Raw genomic sequence first — 24,091 nt, 5'->3', positions numbered from 1 at the left:
AGACTCACGGCCGTGGCGAACCCCGGGTTGGATCAAGCGGCGAAACTCGAACTGGCCAGGCTGGTCACCGATCTTTCCGTGGTGCACGGAAAAGTGACCCTGGCGTCCGGCAAGGAAGCCGACTACTACATCGACCTCCGGCGGGCGACGCTGCACCACGCGGCCGCGCCGCTGATCGGCAAGCTCCTGCGCCAGCTCACCGCGGACTGGGACTACGTGGCGGCCGGCGGCCTGACGCTCGGCGCCGACCCGGTCGCGCTGGCGATGCTGCACTCGGCGGCGTCCGACGGGGTCGTGCTGGACGCGTTCGTCGTCCGCAAGGCGGTCAAGGAACACGGCATGCAGCGCCGGATCGAGGGCATGGAGGTCCGCGGCCAGCGCGTACTGGCGGTCGAGGACACGTCCACGACGGGCGGCAGCGTGCTGACGGCGGTCGAGGCCCTGCGCGAGGCGGGCGCGAACGTCGTCGGCGTCGTGACGGTCGTCGACCGCGACACCGGTGCGCGCGAGGCCATCGAGAAGGAAGGCCTGGAGTACCGGTACGTCCTCGGCAAGGACGACCTCGGCCTGGACTGAGCGCCACCGGGGCGGATCCGTGGATTCGCCCCGGTGGCCACCGTCACCCAGAATCGGTGCGTGACGTTTTCCGCCCGCCGGTGTCCTCCCCCCGAGGAGGTGCCGTGACGACGACTACGCCGCTCGACGACGTGACTCTCGTCGGCCGGGCGCGGGACGGTGACGTCCGGGCCTACGAGCAGCTCGTGCTCCGCTACCAGGGCCCGATGTTCCGGCTCGCCGTCAAGATGCTCGCCCACCGCGGCGACGCCGAGGACGTCGTGCAGGAGGTGTTCCTCAACGCCTGGCGCAAGCTCGGCCAGCTCAGCGAGGACGCCGCGTTCGTCGGCTGGCTCTACCGGGCCACCACGAACCGCTGTCTCAACGCGATCCGCGCGCGCAAGCCTCAGGCCGACGTCGACCTCGACACCGCCGAGTCGCCGCGGGCCGACCTCCAGCCGGAGCGGGCCGCCCAGGTGAGCGGCCAGCTCGCCGCGTTGACCGTGGCGCTCGACCAGCTGACTCCCGAGCAGCGAGCGTGCTGGCTGCTGCGCGAAGTGCACGGCCGGTCCTACGAAGAGATCGGCGAGGTCGTCGGCGTGAACGCGACCGCGGTCCGCGGCCGGATCGCGCGCGCCCGGGCCCAGTTGGCGGAGGTGATGCGGCCATGGCGATGACGGACTACGAGCTGCCCTGTGCGCGCGATGTCGAGCAGGTGTGGGAGCGGCTCGACGCGGTCGGCGCCGGGCTGGCCGACGAGCACGAGCTGACCTGCCCGTACTGCCGGGCCGCGCGCGAGAGCCTGCTGGCCTTGCGCGAGGCCACTTCCGAGCTGGCGGCCACCGAGGACGCGCCGTCGCCGGACCTGTTCGGGCGGATCATGTCGGCGGTGCGCGCCGAGGTGCGGCGCGGCTCGATGGTGCGCCTGCCGACCCCCGAACCCGGGTTCGTCGAGGTCAGCGAGCAGGCGGTGGCGTCGGTGCTGCGGTACGCGGCGGACACCGTCGACGGCGTCCGGGCGCGCCGGTGCCGCCTGCGGCCCGTCCCCGGCGGGGTCGAGGTGGAACTCACCCTCGCGGTGAGCCTGCGGACCGCCACCGGTGGCGCGGCGCTGGCGAAGGTCCGGGAGCGGGTGACCGCGGCGGCCGCGGCCCGCGTGGGCCTGACGCTGGCGAAGCTCGACCTGCTCGTGGACGACATTTTTGGGGAAGGCGCTGTTGAGGAAGGCGCTGTCGAGGAAGACGCTGCCGGGGAGCCAGGGGAATGAGCGCCGACAGTGCCGATTACGTCATCGCCGATCCGGTGATCGCCGGCGTGGCGGCGCGGGCGGCGATCACCACGCCGGGGGTGGTGCGCCTCGAACCGGGCCTGCGCGGCCTGGTGACGGCGTGGACGCGCGCGGCCCGGCAGCGCTGGCAGGGCCTCGAACCGGCGCCGGCGGACGGCGTCCGGGTCCGCACCACCGACGGCCGGGTGACGGTCCGGATCGACCTCGTCACGGCGGCGGCCGACCAGGCGGCGGCGGTGGGCCGGGCGGTCCAGCGCGCGGTGACGCGGTCCGTGGCCGAGCAGACCGGCCTGGTCGTCGCCGAGGTGACAGTGTCCATTATGGACATCGAGCCGGAAGCCCGGTGACCGCGGAAGAAGCCGTCGAGCGGATCGTCGGCGCGCTCGCGGAGGTGGCCGGCCTGCGCCCGGCGACCCCCTCGCTGCCGATGGCCCGGGAGGACATGGCGGTGGACCTGAGCCCGGAGGTGGTCCGGATCCGGCTGATCGCGACCCGGCTGCCGATCCCGCCGCTGCTGGACCGGGCGGTGCGAGCCGTGCGCCCGGTGCTGGCGGGGACGGAGTGGGAGAACGCGCGGCTGCGCCTGGTGGTCACCGACCTCGACGGCGCGGCGTTCACGAGCCCCGGGGTGCCGGGCGATCGCTTTCGGTGAAATCCGGCTGCCGCGGCCACGGTCCGGGCGTACCGTCGGGCTATGGAGGAGCCGCCGGAACCCCAGCGTCCAGCCGATCCGAACCGGAAGAAACCGGACGGGGCGCCGGACCAGTACCCGCACGAGGAGCCGACGCAGTACCCGGCGAAGCGGCCGCCGGAATTTCCACCGGGCGTAACCCCTCCGTCACCGCGCAGGTGAACGGGCTGCTCCGCTGGGTTAAACATCACCCGGCTGGGCACTCTCAAGCGCGGACGCTCGTGGTCGGCGGAGTAAAGTCGCTGGTAGGGGGATCGGTGGAGGGGGTGCGATGGCGAAGTTCCTGGCCGACGTGACCGTCGCGGTGCACATCTTGGCGCTGCTGCTCATCGGTTTCGGCGGATTCGTGGCGTGGCGCTGGCCGAAGCTGATCTTCATCCACCTGCTCGGGCTGGCCTGGGGCATCCTGGTCAACGTGGCACCGGTGCCGTGCCCGTTCACCGCGCTGGAGAACTACTTCCGGCACCAGCAGGGCCTCGGCGACCTGCCCGGCGGGTTCAACGCCTACTACCTGTACGGCACGGTGTTCCCGCAGTCCTGGCTGCCGGCGGTCGGCATCGGCGCGATCGCCGTGGTCGCGTACTCCTACGTGGGCGTCTACCACCGCTGGCGCCACCGCCACGACGACGCCGAAGAAACCCACGTGCGTCCCGTCCACCTCGGCTAGGTGAGTGGCCCGCGGACGAGCGGTACGACCCCAAGCTGCTGCGGGAGGGCGACCGCCGCAACGTCGTCGACGCCTGCCGCTAGTGGCGTCGCGAGGCGATCGTGTCCGATGTGGACAGCCGGCGGCACCCGTTCCACGTCGGCCTGATCGCCTTCGCGGCCGAGCGGGCCAGGGCTGTCGGCCCGGCCCAGGAAGCCGCGTCGCTGGTGGTGCCGGTCGCCCAGTTCGGCACGACCCGCTCGATCAACGCCGGGGTAGCGGCCGGGATCGTCATGCACGCCTGGATCCGGCAGGACGCCGACCTCGGCCGCGCCTGGTGAGGCCTACAGGCCCCAGCCCCAGCGCAACTGCGCCACGCCCGTCGCGTTGTTGGTCTCCAGGCCGTTGCCGCTCTGCCGCGTGATCGAGTACGTGTCGCCGGACCGCAGGCCGGGCCAGTAGACGACGCCCATCTGCCGGGACCGCGCCAGGTCCGTGGTGGCGGCGAAGTACGCGGTGAAGTTGTTGCCGTCCTGGTGGCCGGCGGCGTAGTTCAGGCCCGTCGTCATCGGGGCACCGGCCTCGTCGATGATGGTGCGGGACGAGTACGACCCGAGCCGGTTGCTGAGGTTCGTGGTCCACGCCGAACGGGTCGTGTCCGAAGCCCAGAAGCCGTAGAAGTGCAGCGAAAGCAGCGTGCCGTTCAACGCGCTCGCCGCGCCGACGCCCGTCACGTTGTCGTTGTAGCCGGTGCCGCTGATCAGCACCCGGCCGCGCGGGATGTTCGCGTGCCGGGACAGCCACGTCGAGCAGAGCGACACCCAGGCGCTCAGGCTGTAGCCGAACGGCTCGTTCATCGGCTCGAAGTACACGTTGCCGTTGCCGCCGTAGTCGGCGGTGACCTTGTCCCACATGGTGTTCCACGCGCTCGTGTCGTCGACGAAGCCGTCCTTGTTCGCTTCCCAGTAGCCGAAGACGACCTTCATGCCGTGGGACAGGGCCGAGTCCGCGGCGCCCTTGTACCGCCCCCACCAGTCCGAATTGACGCTTTGCGGGTTGATCGGCAGCCGCACGGTGTTCGCGCCCAGCTTCTGCTGGAAGCCGGTGATGATGCCGTCCGCCTTGGCGCGGACGCTGTCGTAGCTGTCCCCGGCGGTGAGGCCGGTCGGGATCACCCAGCCGTCCACGTAGTTGTCGCGGGCGTCCGCCCAGTTGACGCCGCGGAACGCGTTGGTGGCGGCCGTGGCGCTCTGTGGAACGGCGAGCAGGGGGACAGCGAGTGCCGCGGCCATCGCGGCGCGTAGCCAGATGCGAGTACCAAAGCGCTTCATACGAACTCCGATGTCCGAGGGGCGCGCGGGGCTTAAGATCGATGTTTACGTCAACATCCGAGCTGAGGATGCGACAGCGCCCACACCGGTGTCAAGCGTCAGGCGGGGGCGACCTCGACCGGAATCCCGTTCAACACCGACGTTCCGGACGGAACGTCCAAGAGCGTCTCGTCGGCGACCAGGTTGGAATTGACGCCGGGGTTCGCGCGCGCCACCCGCGTCCGTGAGCCGTCGACGTCGTGGCCCCAGCCGTGCGGGATGCTGACGACGCCGGGGCGGATCTCGTCGGTCACCTCGACCGGGACCTGCAGTTTTCCGGCGCGGGACGTCACCGACGCGAGGCCGCCGTCGGTGAGGCCCAGGCGCGTCGCGTCGGCGGGGTGGACCTGGATGGTGCACCGGTTGCCGCCGCGGACCAGCGGGGCCAGGTTGTGCATCCACGAGTTGTTCGAGCTCAGGTGCCGCCGCCCGATCAGCACGAGACCGGTCTCCGTGGTTTTCGCGAGTTCTTCCCGCAACCGCGGCACGTCGGCGACGACCGGCTCGGGCGCGAGTTCGATCCGGCCCGACGCGGTGCACAGGATCTCGGGGATCCGCGGCTGCAGCGGCCCGAAGTCCATCCCGTGCGGCGCGGCTTCGAGGTCGGCCAGCGTGACGTCGTAAGGGCCGGCGCGCAGCAGCAGGTCGACCAGGCGTGCGGGCCCGGTGCGCTCTCCGGCGACGGCGACGTCGAGCCCGTTGCGGCGCGCGGTCTCCCCGGCGACGAAGTCGTCGAGCGCCGCGACGTCGGCCTCCGGGCCCTGACCGGCGACGATGCCGGTGAGCCGCAGCATCGTCTCCCACTCCTGCGGGAGCGCCGACGGCAGCGTCGCCGGCGTCCAGTTGGCGACGTTGCGGATGGACAGCTGGTAGAAGGCCAGGTCGAAGTGCGGGCGTTCGAGGGGTGACGGGCCGGGCAGGATGACGTCGGCGTGGCGGGACGTCTCGTTGAGGTAGACGTCGACGGAGATCATGAAGTCGAGGCTGTCCAGCGCCGCGGCCAGCCGCCCGGCGTTCGGCGTGCTGAGGCAGGGGTTGCCGCTGACCGTGATCAGCGCGCGGACCTGGCCCTCGCCCGGGGTTTCGATCTCGTCGGCGAGCGTCGCGACCGGCAGTTCGCCGACGACCTCCGGAAGCCCGCGCACGCGGCTGCGCCAGCGCCCGACGGCGAACGGCCGCCGGTTCCCGGTGGGCTGGCACGCGGCCAGCGGGAACATGGCGCCGCCCGGGGAGTCGAGGTGGCCGGTGAGCACGTTGAGGACGTCGACCAGCCAGCTCGCGAGGGTGCCGAAGGTCTGGGTCGTGGTGCCGATCCGGCCGTAGACCACGGCGTTCCCGGAGGTGAGCTCCCGGGCCATCCGGCGGATCTCGGCCGCGTCGATACCGGTGCGCGGGGCGACGGCCTCCGGCGTGAACGGCTGGGCCAGTTCCCGGACGTCGTCGAGGCCGTTGAGGTGTTCCGCCAGTCGTCCCGGTGCGACGAGATCTTCCGCGAACAGGACGTTGACCAGCGCGAACAGCAGCAGCGCGTCGGTGCCGGGCCGGATGGCGTGGTGTTCGTCGGCGAATTGGGCGGTGCGCGTGCGGCGCGGGTCGACGACGACGATCTTGCCGCCGCGGTCGCGGATCCCGCGCAGCCGCCCGCGGATGTCGGGCGCCGTCATCAGGCTGCCGTTGGAGACGAGCGGGTTGGCGCCGAGGATGAGCAGGTGCCGCGTCCGGTCGAGGTCGGGCACCGGGATGGCGAGCGGGTCGCCGAACATCGTGCCGGACGAGTAGTGCTTCGGCAGCTGGTCGACGGAGGTGGCGCTGTAGAAGTTCTTGGTGCCCAAGGCTTTGTAGAGCACGCGGCCGTAGAGCGTCAGCGCGATGTTGTGCACGCCGGGGTTGCCCGCGTACACCGCGACGGCGTCCCGGCCGTGCTGCTCGATGATCGGCGGGAGCCGGCGGGCGATCTCGTCGTAGGCCTCCTGCCAGCTGACCTCGACGAACTCGCCGTCGCGCTTGAGCAGCGGGGCGGTCAGCCGGTCGGGGTCGTGGTGCAGCGCGCCGAGCGACGCGCCCTTGGGGCAGATGTATCCCTTCGAGAAGACATCCTGTTCGTCCCCCTGGACCCGCGTGACCCGCTGGTTCGCGTCGAGCGTCACCTCCAGGCCGCAGGTGGCTTCGCACAGCGGGCAGGTGAGGTGGGCCGTCGTCATGACCACCGAACATACCGAGCGGTATGTCGATCGGCAAGGCACGATTGCGTCATGGACGTCTCGGCCGCGGAACACGCGGTGACTTCGCGGCACCTGCGCCGGGTGTGGGCGCTGCCCGGCACGGTCCTGGGCCGCAGCCGCTGGCCGGCTTCCGCCGATCAGCGGCTGCACTGGCACTGGAACTACTGGTGGCAGGCGCACCTGCTGGACACGCTGGTCGACGCCCAGTTGCGCGAGCCTTCTCCGGCGCGGCTGGCTTCGATCCGCGCTTTCGTGCGTTCGGTGCGGCTGCGCAACTTCGGCCGCTGGACCAACGACTACTACGACGACATCGCGTGGCTCGGCCTTGCGCTGCAACGGGTTTCCGCGCTGGGCATCGACGTCGGCCCGGCGGTGGCGGCGATCGACACACAGTTGCTGTCGGGCTGGACGCCGGCGGCGGGCGGCGGCATCTGGTGGCGCCGCGGCGACGACTTCAAGAACGCCCCGGCCAACGGCCCGGCGGCGATCTTCCACGCCCGGGCGGGCAATCTTTCGCGGGCCCGCGAGATGACGTCCTGGCTGACGTCCACTTTGGTCGATCCCGCGTCCGGTCTGGTCTGGGACGGGGTCCGGGCGGACACCGGCGAGCTGGTGAAGCACATTTACACGTACTGCCAAGGGGTCTACCTCGGTGCCTGCCTGGAATTGTCCGAAATGGACAATGCGGCCCGGACGGTGCGGGCGGTGGCGGAGCATTGCGCACCGGCCGGGGTGATCCGCGGCCAGGGCGGCGGCGACGGCGGGTTGTTCGCGGCGATCCTGGCGAGGTACCTGGCCTTGGCGGCTCGTGCCCTGCCGGGCCCGGAAGCTTCGGTGGCCCGCTCGCTGGTGCTGACGTCGGCGGAGGCCTGCTGGTCGGGGGCCGCGGCCACGCCGGAGGGGCTGCTGTTCAGCGCGTACTGGGACCGCCCGGCACCGTGGCCACTGCCCGAAGACGCCCCGGAGCGGGACCTGTCGGTCCAGGTGGGCGGCTGGATGCTCCTGGAAGCGGCGGCGACGCTGTCACCAGAGGTCGCCGGCCCGCCAATCGGCGGTTAGCCCGCCGTCGAGGTCGAGGAGCGCCGCGCCGGGGAGCACGTACACCCCGCCGTCATCCTCTTCGGTGCGGCGGACCCCGTCGGGCGTCAGGGCGAAGGTCGGTCCGCGCCACCGCTGCCAGCCCCGGCCCGCGTACAGCGCCACGGCTTCCACGGAGGCACTCAGCGCACCGAGGTCGTACCCGGGCAGCAGCCGTTCCAGCGCGGCCATCAACGCGCTCGCGTAGCCGCGTCGGCGGTGGTCCGGGCGAACGGCCACCCCCTCGACATACCCGGCGCGCAGCACGCGCCCGCCGTGCAGGAGCCGTCGTTGGACCAGTGCGGCGTGTCCGACCGGTTCGGTGCCGTCGAAGGCGAGAGCATGCGTGCCACCGAGGGCGTTCTCCCAGTCGGTGTCGGAGAAGTTGCCTTCGAAGGCAGCATCGAGCAGGGTGCGGGTGGCTGCGGGCAGGTCGGCGGTGTGCGCGAGGCGGATCACCCCACCAGTTCAGCAGCCGCAGGAAGCGCCGTGCAGGAACCTCGGGGTCAGCCACACCGATTCCGGCGGCCGGTCCGGGTCGGCCATGCGGGACATCAGCAGCTGGACCGCCCGGCGGCCCAGGTCCGCGACCGGCTGGACCAGCGTCGTCACCGCCGGGCTCACGTGCCGGGCCCAGTCCATGTCGCCGTACCCCACCACCGCCAGCTCCGAGCCGATGCGGATGCCGCGGCGGTGGGCCTCGTACTGGACGCCCACCAGCATCGACTCGTCCGCCACCACCAAGGCCGTCGGGGACGGCCAGCCGTCGAGGAGCTTGGCCGTCGCGCGGGTGGCGCCGCCCGAGTTCGAGAACCCGCTCTCCACCAGCTCGCGGTTGAAGCGCAGGCCCGCCTGCTCCAGCCCGAGCCGGTAGCCGCGGACGCGCTCGCGGCTGACCTCGAGGCTCTCCTCGCCCGAGATCAAGCCGATCTTGCGGTGCCGCCGCTCGGTCAGGTGCCGGACCAGGGACGCCACCGCGTGCACGTTCTCCGTGCCCACCTGGTCGACGTCGTTGCGGGCGGCCACGCGATCCAGCAGGACGGTCGGCACGCCCATCCGCACCAGGCCGTTGATCACCGCTTCGTCGCCGGCCGAGGGGACCAGCAGCACGCCGTCCACCAGGTCCGCGCGCAGCGCGCGCACCACCGCCGCTTCTTCGCCCGCGGTGTCCTCGGTCTCCGCCAGCACGACGTCGCAGCCCGCCTGCGCCGCAGCCGCCCTGATGGCGCGCAGGAGCTCGCCGGAGTACGGGTGCGCGTGCACCCCCATCGCGACGCCGATCCGGTAGGTGACCGGGGGGTCCCACAACCGGAGGTCCGGCGAAAGTGCGGTCATAAGCCCTCGCAGACACTCAGCGGAAAGGTATCCGCTGAAGGGCCGCGCGGGGATATCAGGAACCCAGATTCACTGAAGTGAGTGAACCGGTGGGCAGCCGCACGACTCGCGGTGACGCAGTGTGGGTGCCAACCGGACGGTTTCGGCCTTGCGCGCCGGGTCGTTGATGCGGGCCAGCAGCAGCCGCACCGCCTGCCGGCCGATCTCCTCGATCGGCTGCGCCATCGTCGTCAACGGCGGGTCGACCAGGTCCGCCCACTCGACCTCGTCGTAGACCACCACCGGCAGGTCGCGCCCGATCCGCAGCCCGCGCCGCCGGGCCTCGTGCAGCACCCCGACCATCATGCTGTCGTTCCCGACCACCAGCGCCGTCGGCGGCTCGGGCAGCGCCAGCAGCGTGCTCAACGCCAGCGCGCCGCCCTCGCGCGAGGAGTTTCCGCAGGCCACGAGGTCGGACGACCAGGTGAGCCCGGACCGGCCGAGGCCCAGCCGGTAGCCCAGCACCCGCTCCTCGCTCGTCGACAGCCCGGGCACGCCGCTGATCATCCCGATCCGCCGGTGCCCGAGCGTCGCCAGGTGCGCGGTCAGCGCCGACGTCGCCTGGATGTTCTCCGAGCCGACCTGGTCGACGTCGGTGCGGGTGGCCAGCCGGTCGATGAGCACGGTCGGCACGTCCAGGGACACCAGCTCGCCGATCACCGGCCCGTCGCCGGGGGCCGGGGTGATGAGCAGGCCGTCGACGCGCCGGGAGCGCAGTGCCCGCACGGTGTCACGTTCCGTGTCCGCCGCGTCATGGGTGTCGGCCAGCAGGACGGTGTACCCGTGCGCCGAAGCCTCCCGCTCGATCGCCTGCATCAGCGTCGCGAAGTACGGGTTGGCCACCAGGGAGATCGCCATCCCGATCGACCGCGTGCCGCCCGTGACCAGCGAACGCGCGATGGCGTCGCCGGTGTAGCCGGTCGTCTCGATCGCCCGCAGCACCGCCGCCTTGGTGTCCTCGGCGACCGCGCGCGTCCCGTTCACCACGTGCGAGACGGTCGTGATCGACACGCCCGCGAGCTCGGCGATGTCCCGCTGGGTCGGCCGCGAAGACTTCGACTGGGGCATACCCATCCTTTCCGGCAAGCGTTTGCGCAAACGCTTGCGCGCCGGGAGCAGTCTGTCTACCTTCCCGACCATCGGCAAGCCTCGACACGAACAAAGGCTGGGAATCATGAGACACCGAAGTCTCACCGCGCTCACGTTGGCCGCCGTCCTCGCCGCGACGACCGGGTGCACGGTCGAGCGCCACTGGGGTGGCAACACCAACACGGGCGGGAGCGGCAAGGCGAAGGTCGGCCTGGTCACCAAGACCGACACCAACCCCTACTTCGTGGAACTCCGCAACTCCGCCAGAGCGGCCGCGCAGGCCAACGGCGCCGACTTCAGCGCGCTCGCCGGCCAGTTCGACGGCGACAACGACGGCCAGGTCCGCGCCATCGAGAACCTCCGCCAGCAGGGCGCGAACACCATCCTGATCACGCCCAGCTCGTCCACCGGCGTGCTCAAGGCGATCAAGGACGCCCGCGACGCCGGTGTCCTGGTGATCGCTCTCGACACCGCGACCGAGCCGCCGGACGCCGTCGACGCCACCTTCGCCACCGACAACTTCGCGGCCGGCGAGCAGCAGGGCGCCTACGTCAAGGCCTCGCTCAAGGGCGTCCCGGCCAAGCTGCTGATGGTCGACGGGACCGCGGGCAGCTCGGTCGACACCCAGCGCCACGGCGGTTTCCTCAAGGGCATCGGGCTGACCGACGGCTCGCCGGAGATCAAGGGCCACACCGCGGCCAACGGCGACCAGAGCCTCGCCCAGCAGGGCATGGAGAACCTGCTGCAGCGCAGCACCGACATCAACGCCGTCTACTCGATGAACGAGCCGATGGGCCGCGGCGCGTACGCGGCGTTGAAGGCGCGTGGGCTCACCGGGCAGATCGTGATGGGCTCGATCGACGGCGGCTGCGAAGGCGTCCAGAACGTCAAGGACGGCCAGATCGCCGCCACCGTCATGCAGTTCCCCAAGAAGATGGCCGAGCAGGGCGTGCTCGCCGCCGTCGAGTACGCCAGGACCGGGAAGAAGCCGTCCGGGTTCGTGAACACCGGGTCCGCCGTGATCACCGACAAGCCCCTGCCCGGCATCGAGAGCCACGACTCGGCCTGGGGCCTGCAGAACTGCTGGGGAGGCAAGAAATGACCACGGCCACCGCAACGCACGCCAAGGACCGTGAATCGCTCGGCGACTTCCTCCTCCGCGCCCCGGCGGTCGGCCCGGCGCTCGCGCTGGTCGTCGCCATCGTGGTTTTCTCGCTGGCCACGGACACGTTCTTCGACCTCGACAACCTGTCCACGGTGGTCCAGCAGTCGCTCGTCGTCGGGACGCTCGCGCTGGGCCAGACGCTCGTCATCCTCATCGCGGGCATCGACCTGTCCAACGCGGCCTCGATGGTCGTCGCGACGCTGATCATGGCGAAGCTCGCCGCGGCCGGCACGAACGGCTTCGTCGCGCTGCTCGCCGGGGTGGTGCTGACGATCATCGTCGGCATCTTCATCGGCGGGCTCGCCACCCGGATCAAGCTGCCGGCGTTCATCATCACGCTCGGCACGTTCACCATGCTGACCGCCGTGTCGAAGCTGATCGCCGGCGGCCAGGCCGTGCCGGTGACCGACGGGGTGCTGCAGTGGCTCGGCACCAAGCGCTACCTCTTCGGCGGCATCCCGATCACCTACGGCATGACGCTGGCGCTGCTGATGTACCTCGGCGTCTGGTACGCGCTCACGAAAACCGCGTGGGGCAAGCACGTCTACGCGGTCGGCAACGCGCCGGAGTCCGCGCGGCTGTCCGGCATCAAGGTCAACCGCACGGTGCTTTCGGTGTACATCGTGGCCGGGCTGACCTTCGGCATCGCCGCCTGGCAGGCGCTCGGCCGGACGCCGAACGCCGACCCGAACCAGTTCCAGCTCGGCAACCTCGACTCGATCACCGCCGTCGTCCTCGGCGGGACGAGCCTGTTCGGCGGCCGCGGCTCGGTGCTCGGCACGCTGATGGGCGCGCTGGTCGTGGCGGTGCTGCGGTCGGGGCTGACGCAGATGAACGTCGACGGCAACTACCAGGACCTCGCCACCGGCGCCCTGCTCATCGCCGCCGTCGTGGTGGACCGCATCGCGAGGAGGCAGCAGCAGTCATGAGTGAACCCATCCTCCAGGCGCGCGGACTGGTCAAGCGCTACGGCCGGGTGACCGCCATCGACGGCGCCGACTTCGACCTCCTGCCCGGCGAGGTGCTCGCCGTGGTCGGCGACAACGGCGCCGGGAAGTCCTCGCTCATCAAAACCCTGTCCGGCGCGGTGATCCCCGACGAGGGCGAGATCAAAGTGGACGGCAAGACCGTCCACTTCAAGTCCCCTTTGGACGCTCGCCACTACGGGATCGAGACGGTGTACCAGGACCTCGCCGTCGCGCCCGCGCTCGACATCGCGTCGAACATGTTCCTGGGCCGGGAAAAGCGGCTCAAGGGACCGCTCGGGCTGTTCCGCAAGCTCGACACCGCGACCATGCGGTCCGAGGCGCAGCGGATCCTCGACGAGCTGGGCATCAACATCAAGTCGATCAGCCAGCCCGTCGAGACGCTCTCCGGTGGCCAGCGCCAGGGCGTCGCCGTGGCCCGCGCGGCCGCGTTCGGCACCAAGGCCGTGATCATGGACGAGCCCACCGCCGCCCTCGGCGTCGCCGAATCCGGCAAGGTGCTCGACCTGATCGGCCGGATCCGCGACCGCGGGCTGCCGGTCGTGCTGATCAGCCACAACATGCCGCACGTGTTCGACATCGCCGACCGCATCCACGTGCACCGCCTCGGCAAGCGCGTCGCGGTCGTCTCGCCGAAGACGCACTCGATGAACCAGGTCGTCGGCCTGCTCACGGGTGCGTTGCGGCTCAACGAAAACGGCGAAGTGGAAGAGGCCGCCGCGGCGACGCATGTGGCCGGCTTGAAGTGAGAGTGCTGCTGGCGGGCTTGTGCACCGTGGACGTCGTCCAGCGGGTCGACGAGCTTCCGGCGCCGGGCGAGAAGGTGCAGTCACTGCGGGTGGACGTCGCGGCCGGGGGACCCGCGACGAACGCCGCGGTGACGGCCGCCGCGCTCGGTGCCGAGGCGACCCTGCTGACCGTCCTCGGTGCGCACCCGCTGGCGGCGCTCGCCCGCGCCGACCTCGAAGGCCACGGCGTCCGAGTCGTCGACCTGGCCCCCGAAAACCCCGAGCCGCCGCCGGTCAGCGCGGTCGCCGTCCGTGACCGCGACGGCGAGCGGACGGTCGTCTCGCGCAACGCGGCCGGCTCCGAAGCGACCTGGAGCGGCACGGTCGACGCGGACGTGGTGCTCGTCGACGGCCACCACCCGGGCCTCGCGCTGTCCGTCGCCCGGGCGGCCGGGGACGTCCCGGTCGTGCTCGACGCCGGCAGCTGGAAACCCGTCCTCGACGAGCTCCTCCCGCTGGTCGACGTGGCCGCGTGCTCCGCGCACTTCACCGTGCCGGGGCCCGGCCTGCACGAGCGCGGCGTCCCCACCGTCATCACCACCGCGGGCGCCGGCCCGGTGCGCTGGTCCACTGCGGACGGCGGCTCGGGTGAGGTGCCTGTCGCGGAAGTCGAAGCGCGGGACACACTAGGAGCGGGCGACGTCTGGCACGGCGCGCTCGCCGTGGCCGTGACGCGCGAACGGACGGTGACGGACCGGATCCGCTTCGCCAACGAGGTGGCCGCCGAACGGGTGCGGCATGTGGGACCGCGGTCGTGGACGACCGCGATCGCAGGAAGGAACAGGACATGACGGCGTTCGACGACCTGCTGGCCAGGGCCGAGGGGCTGACCGTGCGCGGGCAGCGCAACGTGCTCGGCATCATCGGCTCGCCCGCGTCCGGCAAGACCACGCTCGCCTGGGCGCTGGCCAACGCGCTCGGTTCGCGCGCGGCGGTGGTCGGTATGGACGGCTTCCACCTCGCGCAGGTCGAGCTGCGCCGGCTCGGCCGCACCGAGCGCAAGGGCGCCCCGGACACGTTCGACGCCGCGGGCTACTACCACCTGATCCGCCGCCTGGCCGAAGGCCGCGAAACGGTGTATGCGCCGGAGTTCCGCCGCGAGATCGAGGAACCGATCGCCGGGGCCGTCGCGGTGCCGCCGGAGGTCCAGCTCGTCATCACCGAGGGCAACTACCTGCTGCTCCCGGACGACCCGTGGAGCGCGATCCGCCCGCTGCTCACCGAGGCCTGGTTCCTCGCGCCCGACGAGCCCGAGCGCATCGAACGGCTCGTGTCGCGCCACCGCCGCTACGGCCGTTCGCTGGTCGAGGCCCGGCAGCGCGCGCTCGGCTCGGACCAGCGCAACGCCGACCTCATTTCGCAGACGCGCGACCGCGCCGACCTGGTGCTGGAGAACCTGCCGCTGGCGAACTTCGCGATTTGACCCTCGTCGTCACCGGCGGCAGCCGCGGGATCGGCGCGGCGATCTGCGTGCTGGCCGCCGCGCGCGGCGAGGACGTCGTCGTGAACTACTCCGGCGACCCGGCGCCCGCCGAAGCCGTCGCCGAGCAGGTGCGTGCTGCGGGACGGCAAGCGCTGCCGTTCCGCGCGGACGTCTCCGACGAGGACGACGTCCGCGCACTGTTCGCCGCGGCGGCCGAGCTGGGCCCGGTGACCGGCCTGGTCAACAACGCGGCGATCGTCGGCAACACCCCGGGCCGGCTCGAGGACTACGAGGCCGGCGTCGTCCGGCGCACCCTCGACGTCAACGTGACGGGGGTGTTCCTGTGCTGCCGCGAGGCGGTCCGCCGGATGTCGACCCGCCACGGCGGCGACGGCGGCGCGATCGTCAACATCTCCTCGACGGCGGCACGCACCGGCTCGGCCGGCGAGTGGGTGCACTACGCGGCGTCCAAGGCGGCGGTGGACACGCTGACGTTCGGGCTCGCGCAGGAAGTGGCGGCGGACGGGATCCGGGTGAACGCGGTCCGGCCCGGCATGATCGACACCGGCCTGCACGCGGCCGCGGGCCTGCCGGACCGGATGGCCAAGTACGCGCCGCAGATTCCGCTGGGCCGGCCCGGTCAGCCGGCGGAAATCGCCGAAGCGGTCCTGTTCCTGCTTTCGAGCGCGTCGTCGTTCACCACGGGCGCGGTCCTGGAGGTCGGCGGCGGCCGCTGATCCTTGTGAACCGGCATTTCCCGGCTTTCGTGTGGTGAGCGTTCCCGGAAACCGCGCGAAAGGTGAACAACAATGCGTACGTTCGAGCTGCCCGATTCGGTGAGTGGGACGACCGCCGATCGGATCCTGGGCAGACAGCTCGTCCGGACCTGGGAGGACGACGGGATCTTCCAGGTCGCCGCCACCGCCGAGCAGGCCCGCATCACCGGAGAAGCACTCGCCGAAAGCCGGCGGTTCTTCGCGAGATCCCTGCCGGAGAAAGCGAAGTTCGTCAGCGATCTGACCTACAGCGGTTACATTGCCTCCGGCGAAGAAGTGACCGCGGGCGAGGCCGACTACTCCGAAATCTTCACGGTGTGCCCGGACATCCCGCTCACCGATACCCGCGTGATCGAAGGCCGGCCGTGCCACGGACCGGTCCCGTGGCCGGACGACGGCTACCGGACGGCGATGGAGGCCCACCTCCGGGAAGCCGGCGAGATCGGCGAGAAGCTCCTGAAACTCGTCGCCCTCGGGCTCGAGGTGGAGCTCGACCGGCTGACGCGGCTCACCCGGGACGGCTGGCACCACATGCGCGTGCTGCGGTTCCCGGCCCGGTCCGCGACCACCGAACGCGGGATCGGCGCGCACACCGACTACGGCCTGCTCGTGATCGCCGCGCAGGACGACGTCGGGGGGCTGTTCATCCGGCCGCCGGTGCCCGGGGAACCGCGTCGCCGCAACTGGCTTCCGGAAGAGAGCACCGCCGGGATGTACCAGAACGAACCGCCCTGGCACTTCGTCGAACCCGAGCCGGCGGTGTTCACCGTCTTCCCCGGCGACATCATGCAGTTCCTCACCGGCGGCCGGCTTCTGTCGACGCCGCACAAGGTCCGGCTCGCGGACCGGGAGCGGTACACGCTGGCGTACTTCCACGAGCCGGCGTTCGGCGTCACCGTCCGCCCGCTGGCCGGTGGCGAGGAAAGCATCCACTACGGCACGCACTTCACGAACATGTTCACCCGCTGCTACCCGGACCGGGTGACGACCAGGCGCATCCACGAGGAGGACCGGATGCGGCTGCTCAGCCAGTGAGTGTCACCGGCGGTCACCATCCGTAAGACGGGTGTGACCGGCGGTAGGTCCTGTCCGCCTGCTGAGACGGCCGGAGACGGCGAGATCACGATCGGACCGGGAACTTGGTCACCTCGGTTTCGGCGATCGAACGCTGTGCAACTCTGGGGAAGCCGCCACCAGAAAGGACGGCTTCGGAAGCCATGGCCAAACTCATGTCCGTGCACCACCTGGCGCTCACCGTGACCGACGTGGACCGCAGCGTGCCGTGGTACGTGCGTGTTCTCGACCTCGAAGAGGTCACCCGGCGCGAAGAACCGGACACGGGGCTGCGCAAGGTCGTGCTGCGGTCCGCCGGGGACGAGTTCTCCGTGGTCCTGGTGCAGCACGCGGACACCGGGCGGCGTGGGTTCGACGAACGCCGGACCGGCCTGGACCACGTCGCCTTCCGGGTGCACTCGGCCGCCGAGCTGGCCGAATGGGAGAGCCGGCTGCAGGAGTTCGGCGTCTCGTACACGCCGGTCGCGCCGTCGCGCACCTTCGAAGGCTCGCGCGTGATCGTGTTCCGCGATCCCGACGGCATCCAGCTCGAAATCTGGACCGACCCGCAGCTCTGAGGACTGTGACATCCGGGGCTTCGCCACCCGGACCCCCGCAAGACTGTGATATCCGGGGCTTCGCCCCGGGCCGGGGGCTCCGCCACCCGGACCCCCGCAAGACTGCTCAGGCGCGGGCGTTGCTGTCGTCCGGTGTGTCCACCGGGCGGCGCATCTCCTGGCGGTAGCGCAGCACGCCGTACCCGGTGCCGAACACGAAGAACGCGATGCTGACCCACAGCGCCGCCGTCTTCAGCCACGGCAGCGCGTCGAGCAGGCCGGCGCCGTAGTAGCCGAGCAGCACCAGCGTCGGCACCCAGAGCAGCCCGCCCAACGTCGTCGCCACCAGGAACCGGCGCTTGTCCATCCGGGCGGCGCCCGCGATCAGCGGGGCCAGCGTGCGGATCCACGGGATCCAGCGGGCCGCCACGATCGCGAAGAAACCCCGGCGGTCCAGGAACCGTTGCGCGCGCTCGAGGTTGTGGCGGTTCAGCACCTTGCCGTCGCGGCGGGCGATCAGCTTCGTCCCGCTCTTGCGGCCGATGTAGTAGCCGATCTGGTTGCCCAGGACGGCGACGATCAGCGCGGCTCCCGACAGGAACCACGCGTTGGCGTCCGAACCGTGCTGCGCGAGCACGACGCCCGCCCCGAACAGGAGCGAGTCGCCGGGCAGGAACAGCCCGACGATCAGCGCGCACTCGACCAGCACGAAGCTCAGCACGATCACCCAGACGAGCAGCGGTCCGGCGGTGTCCAGCCAGCTCACGCCGACGCCCGCGGCCTCGATGCTCACGACGTTCACACCGCGAGCCTACGTGGCCCGGGTGAACGGGCCACGGCGAACGGGCAAATCGAACTTGCCCGAAGATTCCGCTCTCACCAACGGTGAAGGCCCCCTCACCAGCGGTGAGAGGGCCTCCGGAGGAGCGTGACTTCAGAACTGCGGCAAGGTTTCGCCCTGCACCGCTTCGACGTCCAGCTCGATCTTCACCGTCGTGCCGACCGCCGCGACGCCGGCGCGGACCATCGCGCTGTAGTTGATCGCGAAGTCGTTCCGGTGCAGCGTCGTCTCGGCGTGGAACGCGACGCGCACGCCGCCCCAGGGGTCCGGGCCCCAGCCGCCGTAGGTCAGCTCGAGCTCGAGCTCGCGGCGCTCGCCGTGCAGCGTCAGCTCGCCCAGCAGCGTCCACGAGTCCGCACCGCGCTGGCGCAGACCCGTGCTGGTGAAGGTGATCACCGGGTGCACGTCGACGTCGAGGAAGTCCGGCGAGCGCAGGTGGTCGTCCCGCATCCGGATGCCGGTGTCGATGCTCGCCGCCTTGATCTCGGCGTGCACCGACGACCGCTCGGCCGGGCGGCCGATCTCGATCCGGCCGGAGACGTCCGGGAACCGCGCCTTGATGCTCGCGATGCCCAGGTGCCGCGCGGTCGCGACCACCGACGTGTGCATCGGGTCGATCACCCACGGCCCGGCGGGCGGCAGCTCGATCGCCTCGGCGACCGGGGCCAGCACGACGTCGCCGAGCGAGCCGCTGCCGTCCGAGGCGATCTGGGCCGTCCGCGCGACCGGCGTGTACCCGGCCGCCGTGACGACGGCCGTGTACACACCCGGCGCCAGCGCGTCGGTGACGACGTCGCCGCGGACGTCGGCCGCCTGCCGGGCGACCTGCCGCCCGGCCGGGTCGGTGACGGTGAGCACCGCGTGCTCCACCGCCCAGCCCTCGGCCGTGCGGAAGGTCGCGCGCAAGCCGGTCATGAGCGGTCGACCAGCTCGTCGAGGGCCTGGTCGTAGCTCAGCCGGACGTCGTGGTCCGCTTCGCCGCCGGTCAGCTCCACCTGGCTGGTGGCCGGCGGGTAGCCGCTCGCGACCACGGTGTACGCGCCCGCGGGCAGGTCGCTGACCACGTACCGGCCTTCGCCGTCGGTCCGCGCGACCGCCGCCACGTTGCCTTCGGCGTCGAGCACGGTGATCCGCGCGTCCGGGACCACCCGGTCGCCCTCGGTCCGCGCGGTGCCGGCGAGCAGCACCGAGCTGGCGAGCTCGACGTCGTGGCGCAGGACGCCGCTGTCGGGCACGGTCAGCGTCACGGCGAAGGGCCGGTAGCCCGCGCCGCTGGCGACCAGGGTGTAGGCCCCGGCGCCGACCCCGACGAAGGCGTAGGTGCCGTCCGCGGTCGTGATGAACGCGCCGTTCACCTCGCCGCGGCCGTCGGTCAGCGTCACCGTCACGTTCGGCAGCGGCTGGCCGGTCGAGGCTGCCCGCACGGTGCCGGTCAGCTCGCCGGACCCGGTGAGCGTGACGTCGACCGTCGCCGGCCCGTTGCTGATCACGACGCTGGAGGCCTGCGGCTGGTGGCCGTGCGCCGACACGATGAGCACGTACGCGCCCGGGCCCTGGCTGGGCACCGAGTAGCTGCCGTCGGGAGCCCCGGTGGCCCGCGCGACCTGGCGGCCGCGCTGGTCGATCAGGGTCAGCGCCGCGCCGGAGACGTGGCTGCCGTCCTGCCGCCGGACGTGGCCGGTCACCGGCAGGCCACCCGCGCCGACGGGGATGTCGACCTCGGAGTCCGCGACGGAGTTCGTGATCGGCATCGGCAGCGCGCCGGAAACGGCCTGGTAGTCACCGTGCCCGTTGGTGCTCAGCGCGTGCTTGCCACCGCCCACGAGAGCGGGTTCACGGTCGACCGGGCGCACCGGCTCGACGATCTCGGTCGGCGCGTCCGCGAAGTCGTCCTCCTCGAGCAGCGCCTCGCCGCCCTCCATGGCCGCCGCGGCCGGGGCCGCGTTGGTCAGCGGGATCTCCTTCATGAACAGGAGGACCACCGTGGCCAGCAGGGCCACCGCACCGGCGATGTAGAACACCGTGGTGATCGAGTCGGTGAAGCCGATCAGGATCGGCGTTTTGATCGCCTCCGGCAGGGTCTGGATCACGCTGGTGTTCTCGGACAGGTTGCCGACGCTCGCGCCGGCGCCGGCCGGCAGCTGCCCGCCGAACGCCTTCGTGATGTTCGGCATCAGCGTGTTGAACAGGACCGTCAGGAAGATCGCGACACCGGCGGTACCACCGATCTGGCGGAAGAACGTCGCCGACGCGGTCGAGACGCCCATGTCACTGCGCGGGCCCGCGTTCTGCACCGCGATGATCAGCGTCTGCATGCACTGACCGAGGCCGAGGCCGATGATGGCGGCCGCGACCAGCGGGTGCCACACCGGCGAGTCGTATTCGACCTGCGCGAAGAAGAACGCGCCGGCGGCGATCATGAGGGTGCCCACGATCGGGAAGACCTTGTAGCGACCGGTCTTGCCGGTGATCCGCCCGGAGACGATCGAGCTGGTCATGATGCCCGCCATCAGCGGCAGCATCAGCAGCCCGGATTCGGTCGGCGTGTAGCCCTGCACGACCTGCATGAACTGCGGGATCATCGTGATCGCGCCGAACATCGCGACACCGACGATGACACCGCCGATGATCGCCACGGTGAACGTCGAGTTCTTGAACAGCCGCAGCGGGATCAGCGCGGCGTCCTGCATCCACCGTTCGACCGCGATGAACGCGATCACGCCGACGCCGCCGACGACGTAGCAAAGGATCGACTTGCCGTCGCCCCAGCCCCACTTCTGGCCCTGCTCGGCGACGATCAGGAACGGCACGACCGCGACGACCAGAGCGAGGGCGCCCCACCAGTCGATCTTGTGCTTCTGCGGGATGTGCGGCACGTTCAGCACGCGGGCGACGACGAACAGCGCGAGGATGCCGATCGGGACGTTGATCAGGAAGACCCAGCGCCAGCCGTGGATGTCGTAGCCGAAGATGCTGCCGGCGTGCTCGATGCCGGCGAAGAAGCCGCCCAGCACCGGGCCCAGCACGGTGGACAGGCCGAACACCGCGAGGATGTAGCCCTGGTACTTGGCCCGTTCCCGTGGCGGCACGATGTCGCCGAGGATGGTCATGGCCAGCGACATCAGACCGCCGGCGCCGAGGCCCTGCACCGCGCGGAACGCGGCCAGCTGGTACATCGACTGCGCGAAGGCCGAGGCCAGCGAACCGACGACGAAGATCGTGATCGCGGCCAGGTAGAACGGCTTGCGGCCGTAGATGTCGGACAGCTTGCCGTAGATCGGCGTGACGATCGTCGAGGTGATCAGGTACGCCGTGGTCGCCCAGGCCTGAAGGTCGAAGCCGTGCAGGTCGTTGGCGATCTTGACGATCGACGTGCCGACGATCGTCTGGTCGAGCGCGGCGAGGAACATGCCGCACATCAGGCCGCTCAGGATCGTGACGATCTGGCGGTGGCTCAGCCGTGGTGGTTCCTTCGCCACGACTGGTTGTTCGACGGTGGTGCTCATGCGTTGGCCCCCTTGGCCGGTGCACCGGCGGACGCGTGCGCGTCGGCCAGCTGTGGAGAGTGGTTCTCGATACCTGTATTGAGCCGGCCGAACAGGCGGTTCAGGGTCTGGATGTCCCCGTCGGTCCAGTCCCCGAGCACCTCGGCCAGCCATTGGTTGCGGTTCTTGCGGTTCTCTTCGAACACCCGCATGCCCTCGGTCGTCGGCGCGAGCAGGCAGGCACGCCCGTCTTCCGGGTCGGCCTGGCGCTCGACCAGCCCGTGCTGCACGAGCGAGCTCGACTGCCTGCTGATCGTGGAGATCTCGGAGTGGAGCGACTCGGCCAGCTTGCTGGTGCGCTGCGGGCCCTCGTGGATGAGGGTGAAGAGGATCGCGTACGCCGCCCGCTCGATGCCGTCCGGGCCCTGCTTGGAGACCTGCGACTTCGCCTTGTTGATCAGCCGGACCAGGCGGACGAGCTCGTGCCCGAGCTGGTCGGCGAGGTCCAGCTCGGCCGTGGGCCGGGTGGCGGAGTTGTTCGGTGCCATGGTCATCCTTCACGGCGTTGGTTGGCGGCTGCAACTAGTTGCCTCAGGCAAGGATGTGCCTTCACTAGCGGTTATGCAAGCGGAGTACCTCGTGATGTGGCAGAACACACTTTAGTTGTCGTATGCAAGCAGATTTCTCCGGGGTTGCCGCCGGAACAACGCCGCCCGCCGCGGGTTGAGAAGGGTATGACCGACGACACAGCGTTGAAGGACTTTCTCGCCGCCCACCACCACGGCGTCCTCGCCACCATCCGCCGCGACGGCCGGCCGCAGCTGTCCACCATCACCTACCTCCACGACCCGGGATCGGCGACGTTGATCGCGTCGATCACCGAGACCCGGGCGAAGACGAAGAACATGCGCCGGGACCCGCGGGTGACGTTCCACGTGGGCAGTGAGGACGGCTGGAGCTACGTCGTCGCCGAGGGGCGCGCTGCGCTCACGGCACCGGCCGCCGCCCCCGATGACGACACGGTGGAAGCGCTGGTCGACTACTACCGGCGCGCGGCGGGCGAGCACCCGGACTGGGCCGAGTACCGCGCCGCCATGGTCACCGACCAGCGGGTGCTACTGACCGTCCACGTCGAGAAGCTGCTGGGCGTGGTCCGCTGACTCGCTGCTCCGTTTCGGCTGGTTTCGAAAGAAAATTTCCGCACTGCGGACTGTCCGGGCTTACGATGAGGCCATGAGCAACGAAGCTTTGGTCACCCGGCTCCGGGACCTGCTCGGCAAGGGCGCCGTGCTCACCGACTCCGACGTCACGGCTTCATATGCGCGCGACATGATGCCGCTGGCGCCCTCCGGCACGCCGCTGGCCGTCGTCCTGCCCGCGAACGCGGCGGAGGTGCAGGCCGTCGTGAAGGCGTGCGCCGAGGCCAAGGTGCCGATCGTGCCGCGCGGCGCGGGCAGCGGCCTGTCGGGCGCCGCGAACGCGATCGACGGCTGCGTCACGCTGTCGCTGACCAAGCTGAACGAGATCGTCGAGATCGACGCGGGCAACCGGCTCGCGGTCGTGCAGCCGGGCGTGGTCAACCTGGACTTCCGCAACGCCGTGGAGAAGCACGGGCTGTTCTACCCGCCGGACCCGTCCAGCTACGACTGGTGCACGATCGGCGGCAACCTGTCCACCAACGCCGGCGGCCTCTGCTGCGTGAAGTACGGCGTGACGACGGACTCGGTGCTCGGCCTGGAGGTCGTCCTGGCCGACGGATCGCTGCTGAAGACCGGCCGCCGCACGGTGAAGGGCGTCGCCGGCTACGACCTCGCGCGGCTGTTCGTGGGCAGCGAGGGCACGCTCGGGGTGATCACCCAGGCCACGGTCCAGCTCAAGCCCCTGCCCCAGGCTCCGGCGACGCTGGTCGCGGGCTTCAGCACCACCGAAGCGGCGGGGGAGGCCGTCGCCCGGGTGGTGCGCGAAGGTCTCGTGCCGTCGTTGCTGGAGATCATGGACGCGTCCTCGATCAAGGCGTCGGAGGCGTACCTGAAGACCGACCTGGGCGCGGGGTCGGACTGCCAGGCGCTGTTGATCGGCCAGTCGGACGCGGGCGGCGAGGTGGCCCGCCGCGAGCTGGCGGCACTGGAGCAGATCTGCCTGGGCTGCGGCGCGGACCTGGCGTACACCACGGAGGACCTGGAGGAGGGCCGGATGCTCCTGCACGCCCGCCGGGTGGTGCTCACGGCCCTGGAGACGTACGGGCTGTGGCTGACCGACGACGTGTGTGTGCCGCGGACGCGGATCGCGGAGCTGATCCGCGGGTGCGAGAAGATCAGTTCCGAGGTGGGCCTGCGCATCGCGGTGGTCGGCCACGCCGGCGACGGCAACATGCACCCGACGATCGTCTACCAGCCGGACGACCCGGACGAGTTCGAGCGGGCCCAGCGCGCGTTCGACGAGATCCTCGAGGTGGGGCTGTCCCTGGGCGGCACGGTGACCGGCGAGCACGGGGTGGGGAAGATCAAGCGCGAGTGGCTGGCCCGGGAAATCGGGCCGGTGGGGCTGCGGGTGCACCAGCAGATCAAGCGGGCGCTGGACCCGGAGAACCTGTTCAACCCGGGCTCGATGTTCTCGATGACCTGACGGTTCGGGCTCGCGCGAAGGTCGCGAATGACTCATTCGGGACCTCCGACGTCCCCAAATTTTGAATTGCGTCCACCCTG

26 protein-coding genes and 1 pseudogene are annotated in these 24,091 nt (G+C 70.9%); 18 read left to right on the top strand and 9 right to left on the bottom strand.

The features are described from left to right. Positions 1–12 precede the first annotated feature (12 nt). The 7 genes and pseudogenes from pyrE to AB0F52_RS06070 all read left to right on the top strand — a co-directional run bounded on the left by pyrE (position 13) and on the right by AB0F52_RS06070 (position 3,521). Positions 13–576, top strand: a complete 564-nt coding sequence (pyrE, locus tag AB0F52_RS06100) for an orotate phosphoribosyltransferase (RefSeq protein WP_013230857.1) — start codon at positions 13–15, stop codon at positions 574–576. Positions 577–680: 104 nt separating this feature from the next. Further along, positions 681–1,232 carry a sigma-70 family RNA polymerase sigma factor gene (locus AB0F52_RS06095; protein WP_360165059.1) on the top strand — a complete coding sequence of 184 codons (552 nt, stop codon included), beginning with the start codon at positions 681–683 and terminating at the stop codon, positions 1,230–1,232. Next, positions 1,223–1,822, top strand: coding sequence for an Asp23/Gls24 family envelope stress response protein (locus AB0F52_RS06090; RefSeq protein WP_360165057.1), 600 nt, complete (start codon positions 1,223–1,225; stop codon positions 1,820–1,822). The genes AB0F52_RS06095 and AB0F52_RS06090 overlap by 10 nt, the downstream gene beginning before the upstream one ends. Further along, the gene (locus AB0F52_RS06085; RefSeq protein WP_360165055.1) at positions 1,819–2,190 is read left to right on the top strand and encodes an Asp23/Gls24 family envelope stress response protein; all 372 of its coding nucleotides are present in this window, start codon (positions 1,819–1,821) and stop codon (positions 2,188–2,190) included. Before AB0F52_RS06090 ends, AB0F52_RS06085 begins: the two co-directional genes overlap by 4 nt. Next, entirely contained in the window at positions 2,187–2,495 is a 309-nt protein-coding gene (locus AB0F52_RS06080) for a hypothetical protein (RefSeq protein ID WP_360165053.1), read from the top strand. Before AB0F52_RS06085 ends, AB0F52_RS06080 begins: the two co-directional genes overlap by 4 nt. Positions 2,496–2,805: 310 nt before the next feature. Beyond that, positions 2,806–3,201: a DUF2784 domain-containing protein gene (locus AB0F52_RS06075; protein WP_360165051.1), complete on the top strand. Its 396-nt coding sequence runs from the start codon at positions 2,806–2,808 to the stop codon at positions 3,199–3,201. Beyond that, a pseudogene (locus AB0F52_RS06070) lies at positions 3,141–3,521 on the top strand (hypothetical protein). Before AB0F52_RS06075 ends, AB0F52_RS06070 begins: the two are co-directional and overlap by 61 nt. A 3-nt stretch (positions 3,522–3,524) precedes the next feature. Here AB0F52_RS06070 and AB0F52_RS06065 read toward each other — a convergent pair. Both AB0F52_RS06065 and AB0F52_RS06060 read right to left on the bottom strand, forming a co-directional pair. Continuing rightward, complete coding sequence (locus AB0F52_RS06065) at positions 3,525–4,511, bottom strand: cellulase family glycosylhydrolase (protein ID WP_360165049.1); 987 nt, start codon at positions 4,509–4,511, stop codon at positions 3,525–3,527. Between the two features lie 98 nt (positions 4,512–4,609). Then, positions 4,610–6,751, bottom strand: coding sequence for a molybdopterin-dependent oxidoreductase (locus AB0F52_RS06060; RefSeq protein ID WP_360165047.1), 2,142 nt, complete (start codon positions 6,749–6,751; stop codon positions 4,610–4,612). A gap of 51 nt (positions 6,752–6,802) precedes the next feature. Here AB0F52_RS06060 and AB0F52_RS06055 point away from each other — a divergent pair, with 51 nt between their 5' ends. Next, the gene (locus AB0F52_RS06055) at positions 6,803–7,831 is read left to right on the top strand and encodes a glycoside hydrolase family 76 protein (RefSeq protein ID WP_360165045.1); all 1,029 of its coding nucleotides are present in this window, start codon (positions 6,803–6,805) and stop codon (positions 7,829–7,831) included. On the opposite strand, the gene AB0F52_RS06050 is transcribed toward AB0F52_RS06055, so the two are convergent. The 3 genes from AB0F52_RS06050 to AB0F52_RS06040 form a co-directional block, all read right to left on the bottom strand. Next, positions 7,796–8,308: a GNAT family N-acetyltransferase gene (locus tag AB0F52_RS06050; protein ID WP_360165043.1), complete on the bottom strand. Its 513-nt coding sequence runs from the start codon at positions 8,306–8,308 to the stop codon at positions 7,796–7,798. The genes AB0F52_RS06055 and AB0F52_RS06050 overlap by 36 nt on opposite strands. Before the next feature lie 9 nt (positions 8,309–8,317). Next, positions 8,318–9,184: a substrate-binding domain-containing protein gene (locus tag AB0F52_RS06045; RefSeq protein ID WP_360165041.1), complete on the bottom strand. Its 867-nt coding sequence runs from the start codon at positions 9,182–9,184 to the stop codon at positions 8,318–8,320. Positions 9,185–9,253: 69 nt separating this feature from the next. Continuing rightward, the gene (locus AB0F52_RS06040) at positions 9,254–10,291 is read right to left on the bottom strand and encodes a LacI family DNA-binding transcriptional regulator (protein ID WP_360165039.1); all 1,038 of its coding nucleotides are present in this window, start codon (positions 10,289–10,291) and stop codon (positions 9,254–9,256) included. Between the two features lie 106 nt (positions 10,292–10,397). Here AB0F52_RS06040 and AB0F52_RS06035 point away from each other — a divergent pair, with 106 nt between their 5' ends. From AB0F52_RS06035 to AB0F52_RS06000, 8 genes are all read left to right on the top strand, one after another. After that, positions 10,398–11,414 (top strand): substrate-binding domain-containing protein, encoded by a 1,017-nt coding sequence (locus tag AB0F52_RS06035; protein ID WP_360165037.1) that lies wholly within the window; start codon positions 10,398–10,400, stop codon positions 11,412–11,414. Continuing rightward, positions 11,411–12,406: an ABC transporter permease gene (locus AB0F52_RS06030; protein WP_360165035.1), complete on the top strand. Its 996-nt coding sequence runs from the start codon at positions 11,411–11,413 to the stop codon at positions 12,404–12,406. Before AB0F52_RS06035 ends, AB0F52_RS06030 begins: the two co-directional genes overlap by 4 nt. After that, positions 12,403–13,212 (top strand): ATP-binding cassette domain-containing protein, encoded by an 810-nt coding sequence (locus AB0F52_RS06025; RefSeq protein WP_285987298.1) that lies wholly within the window; start codon positions 12,403–12,405, stop codon positions 13,210–13,212. The genes AB0F52_RS06030 and AB0F52_RS06025 overlap by 4 nt, the downstream gene beginning before the upstream one ends. Before the next feature lie 2 nt (positions 13,213–13,214). Continuing rightward, positions 13,215–14,042, top strand: a complete 828-nt coding sequence (locus AB0F52_RS06020; protein WP_360166569.1) for a PfkB family carbohydrate kinase — start codon at positions 13,215–13,217, stop codon at positions 14,040–14,042. Further along, positions 14,039–14,674: a nucleoside/nucleotide kinase family protein gene (locus AB0F52_RS06015; RefSeq protein WP_013230842.1), complete on the top strand. Its 636-nt coding sequence runs from the start codon at positions 14,039–14,041 to the stop codon at positions 14,672–14,674. The genes AB0F52_RS06020 and AB0F52_RS06015 overlap by 4 nt, the downstream gene beginning before the upstream one ends. Continuing rightward, positions 14,671–15,411 (top strand): SDR family oxidoreductase, encoded by a 741-nt coding sequence (locus AB0F52_RS06010; protein ID WP_360165033.1) that lies wholly within the window; start codon positions 14,671–14,673, stop codon positions 15,409–15,411. The genes AB0F52_RS06015 and AB0F52_RS06010 overlap by 4 nt, the downstream gene beginning before the upstream one ends. Positions 15,412–15,483: 72 nt before the next feature. Then, positions 15,484–16,485: a 2OG-Fe(II) oxygenase family protein gene (locus AB0F52_RS06005; protein ID WP_360165031.1), complete on the top strand. Its 1,002-nt coding sequence runs from the start codon at positions 15,484–15,486 to the stop codon at positions 16,483–16,485. Positions 16,486–16,667: 182 nt separating this feature from the next. Further along, positions 16,668–17,081 (top strand): VOC family protein, encoded by a 414-nt coding sequence (locus tag AB0F52_RS06000; protein WP_013230839.1) that lies wholly within the window; start codon positions 16,668–16,670, stop codon positions 17,079–17,081. Positions 17,082–17,187: 106 nt separating this feature from the next. Here AB0F52_RS06000 and AB0F52_RS05995 read toward each other — a convergent pair whose 3' ends face one another. The 4 genes from AB0F52_RS05995 to AB0F52_RS05980 form a co-directional block, all read right to left on the bottom strand. Further along, positions 17,188–17,862 carry a DedA family protein gene (locus AB0F52_RS05995; RefSeq protein WP_360165028.1) on the bottom strand — a complete coding sequence of 225 codons (675 nt, stop codon included), beginning with the start codon at positions 17,860–17,862 and terminating at the stop codon, positions 17,188–17,190. A gap of 132 nt (positions 17,863–17,994) precedes the next feature. Beyond that, entirely contained in the window at positions 17,995–18,816 is an 822-nt protein-coding gene (locus AB0F52_RS05990) for a YceI family protein (RefSeq protein WP_360165026.1), read from the bottom strand. Beyond that, entirely contained in the window at positions 18,813–21,407 is a 2,595-nt protein-coding gene (locus AB0F52_RS05985) for an MFS transporter (protein WP_360165024.1), read from the bottom strand. The genes AB0F52_RS05990 and AB0F52_RS05985 overlap by 4 nt, the downstream gene beginning before the upstream one ends. Next, positions 21,404–21,934: a MarR family transcriptional regulator gene (locus AB0F52_RS05980; RefSeq protein WP_360165022.1), complete on the bottom strand. Its 531-nt coding sequence runs from the start codon at positions 21,932–21,934 to the stop codon at positions 21,404–21,406. Before AB0F52_RS05980 ends, AB0F52_RS05985 begins: the two co-directional genes overlap by 4 nt. Before the next feature lie 186 nt (positions 21,935–22,120). On the opposite strand from AB0F52_RS05980, the gene AB0F52_RS05975 reads away from it, so the two are divergent. Then, on the top strand, positions 22,121–22,546 hold the full coding sequence (locus AB0F52_RS05975; RefSeq protein WP_360165021.1) for a PPOX class F420-dependent oxidoreductase: 426 nt from the start codon (positions 22,121–22,123) through the stop codon (positions 22,544–22,546). A gap of 73 nt (positions 22,547–22,619) precedes the next feature. Continuing rightward, positions 22,620–24,011, top strand: coding sequence for an FAD-linked oxidase C-terminal domain-containing protein (locus AB0F52_RS05970; RefSeq protein ID WP_360165019.1), 1,392 nt, complete (start codon positions 22,620–22,622; stop codon positions 24,009–24,011). The last annotated feature ends 80 nt before the right edge of the window (positions 24,012–24,091 follow it).

Origin of the sequence: Amycolatopsis sp. NPDC024027 (genome assembly GCF_040638975.1) — a bacterium.
Classification (GTDB): Bacteria; Actinomycetota; Actinomycetes; order Mycobacteriales; family Pseudonocardiaceae; genus Amycolatopsis.
The sequence above is the reverse complement of the archived record's forward strand: the minus strand, read 5'-3'. Positions and strand labels throughout refer to the sequence as shown.

Bases quoted from the DNA above. Each gene is read 5' to 3' on its own strand.
- AB0F52_RS06090 (WP_360165057.1), top strand. From the start codon at position 1,223: ATGGCGATGACGGACTACGAGCTGCCCTGTGCGCGCGATGTCGAGCAG.
- AB0F52_RS06085 (WP_360165055.1), top strand. From the start codon at position 1,819: ATGAGCGCCGACAGTGCCGATTACGTCATCGCCGATCCGGTGATCGCC.
- AB0F52_RS06075 (WP_360165051.1), top strand. From the start codon at position 2,806: ATGGCGAAGTTCCTGGCCGACGTGACCGTCGCGGTGCACATCTTGGCG.
- AB0F52_RS06065 (WP_360165049.1), bottom strand. From the start codon at position 4,511: ATGAAGCGCTTTGGTACTCGCATCTGGCTACGCGCCGCGATGGCCGCG.
- AB0F52_RS06060 (WP_360165047.1), bottom strand. From the start codon at position 6,751: ATGACGACGGCCCACCTCACCTGCCCGCTGTGCGAAGCCACCTGCGGC.
- AB0F52_RS06055 (WP_360165045.1), top strand. From the start codon at position 6,803: ATGGACGTCTCGGCCGCGGAACACGCGGTGACTTCGCGGCACCTGCGC.
- AB0F52_RS06045 (WP_360165041.1), bottom strand. From the start codon at position 9,184: ATGACCGCACTTTCGCCGGACCTCCGGTTGTGGGACCCCCCGGTCACC.
- AB0F52_RS06040 (WP_360165039.1), bottom strand. From the start codon at position 10,291: ATGCCCCAGTCGAAGTCTTCGCGGCCGACCCAGCGGGACATCGCCGAG.
- AB0F52_RS06035 (WP_360165037.1), top strand. From the start codon at position 10,398: ATGAGACACCGAAGTCTCACCGCGCTCACGTTGGCCGCCGTCCTCGCC.
- AB0F52_RS06030 (WP_360165035.1), top strand. From the start codon at position 11,411: ATGACCACGGCCACCGCAACGCACGCCAAGGACCGTGAATCGCTCGGC.
- AB0F52_RS06025 (WP_285987298.1), top strand. From the start codon at position 12,403: ATGAGTGAACCCATCCTCCAGGCGCGCGGACTGGTCAAGCGCTACGGC.
- AB0F52_RS06015 (WP_013230842.1), top strand. From the start codon at position 14,039: ATGACGGCGTTCGACGACCTGCTGGCCAGGGCCGAGGGGCTGACCGTG.
- AB0F52_RS06005 (WP_360165031.1), top strand. From the start codon at position 15,484: ATGCGTACGTTCGAGCTGCCCGATTCGGTGAGTGGGACGACCGCCGAT.
- AB0F52_RS06000 (WP_013230839.1), top strand. From the start codon at position 16,668: ATGGCCAAACTCATGTCCGTGCACCACCTGGCGCTCACCGTGACCGAC.
- AB0F52_RS05990 (WP_360165026.1), bottom strand. From the start codon at position 18,816: ATGACCGGCTTGCGCGCGACCTTCCGCACGGCCGAGGGCTGGGCGGTG.
- AB0F52_RS05985 (WP_360165024.1), bottom strand. From the start codon at position 21,407: ATGAGCACCACCGTCGAACAACCAGTCGTGGCGAAGGAACCACCACGG.
- AB0F52_RS05980 (WP_360165022.1), bottom strand. From the start codon at position 21,934: ATGGCACCGAACAACTCCGCCACCCGGCCCACGGCCGAGCTGGACCTC.
- AB0F52_RS05975 (WP_360165021.1), top strand. From the start codon at position 22,121: ATGACCGACGACACAGCGTTGAAGGACTTTCTCGCCGCCCACCACCAC.
- AB0F52_RS05970 (WP_360165019.1), top strand. From the start codon at position 22,620: ATGAGCAACGAAGCTTTGGTCACCCGGCTCCGGGACCTGCTCGGCAAG.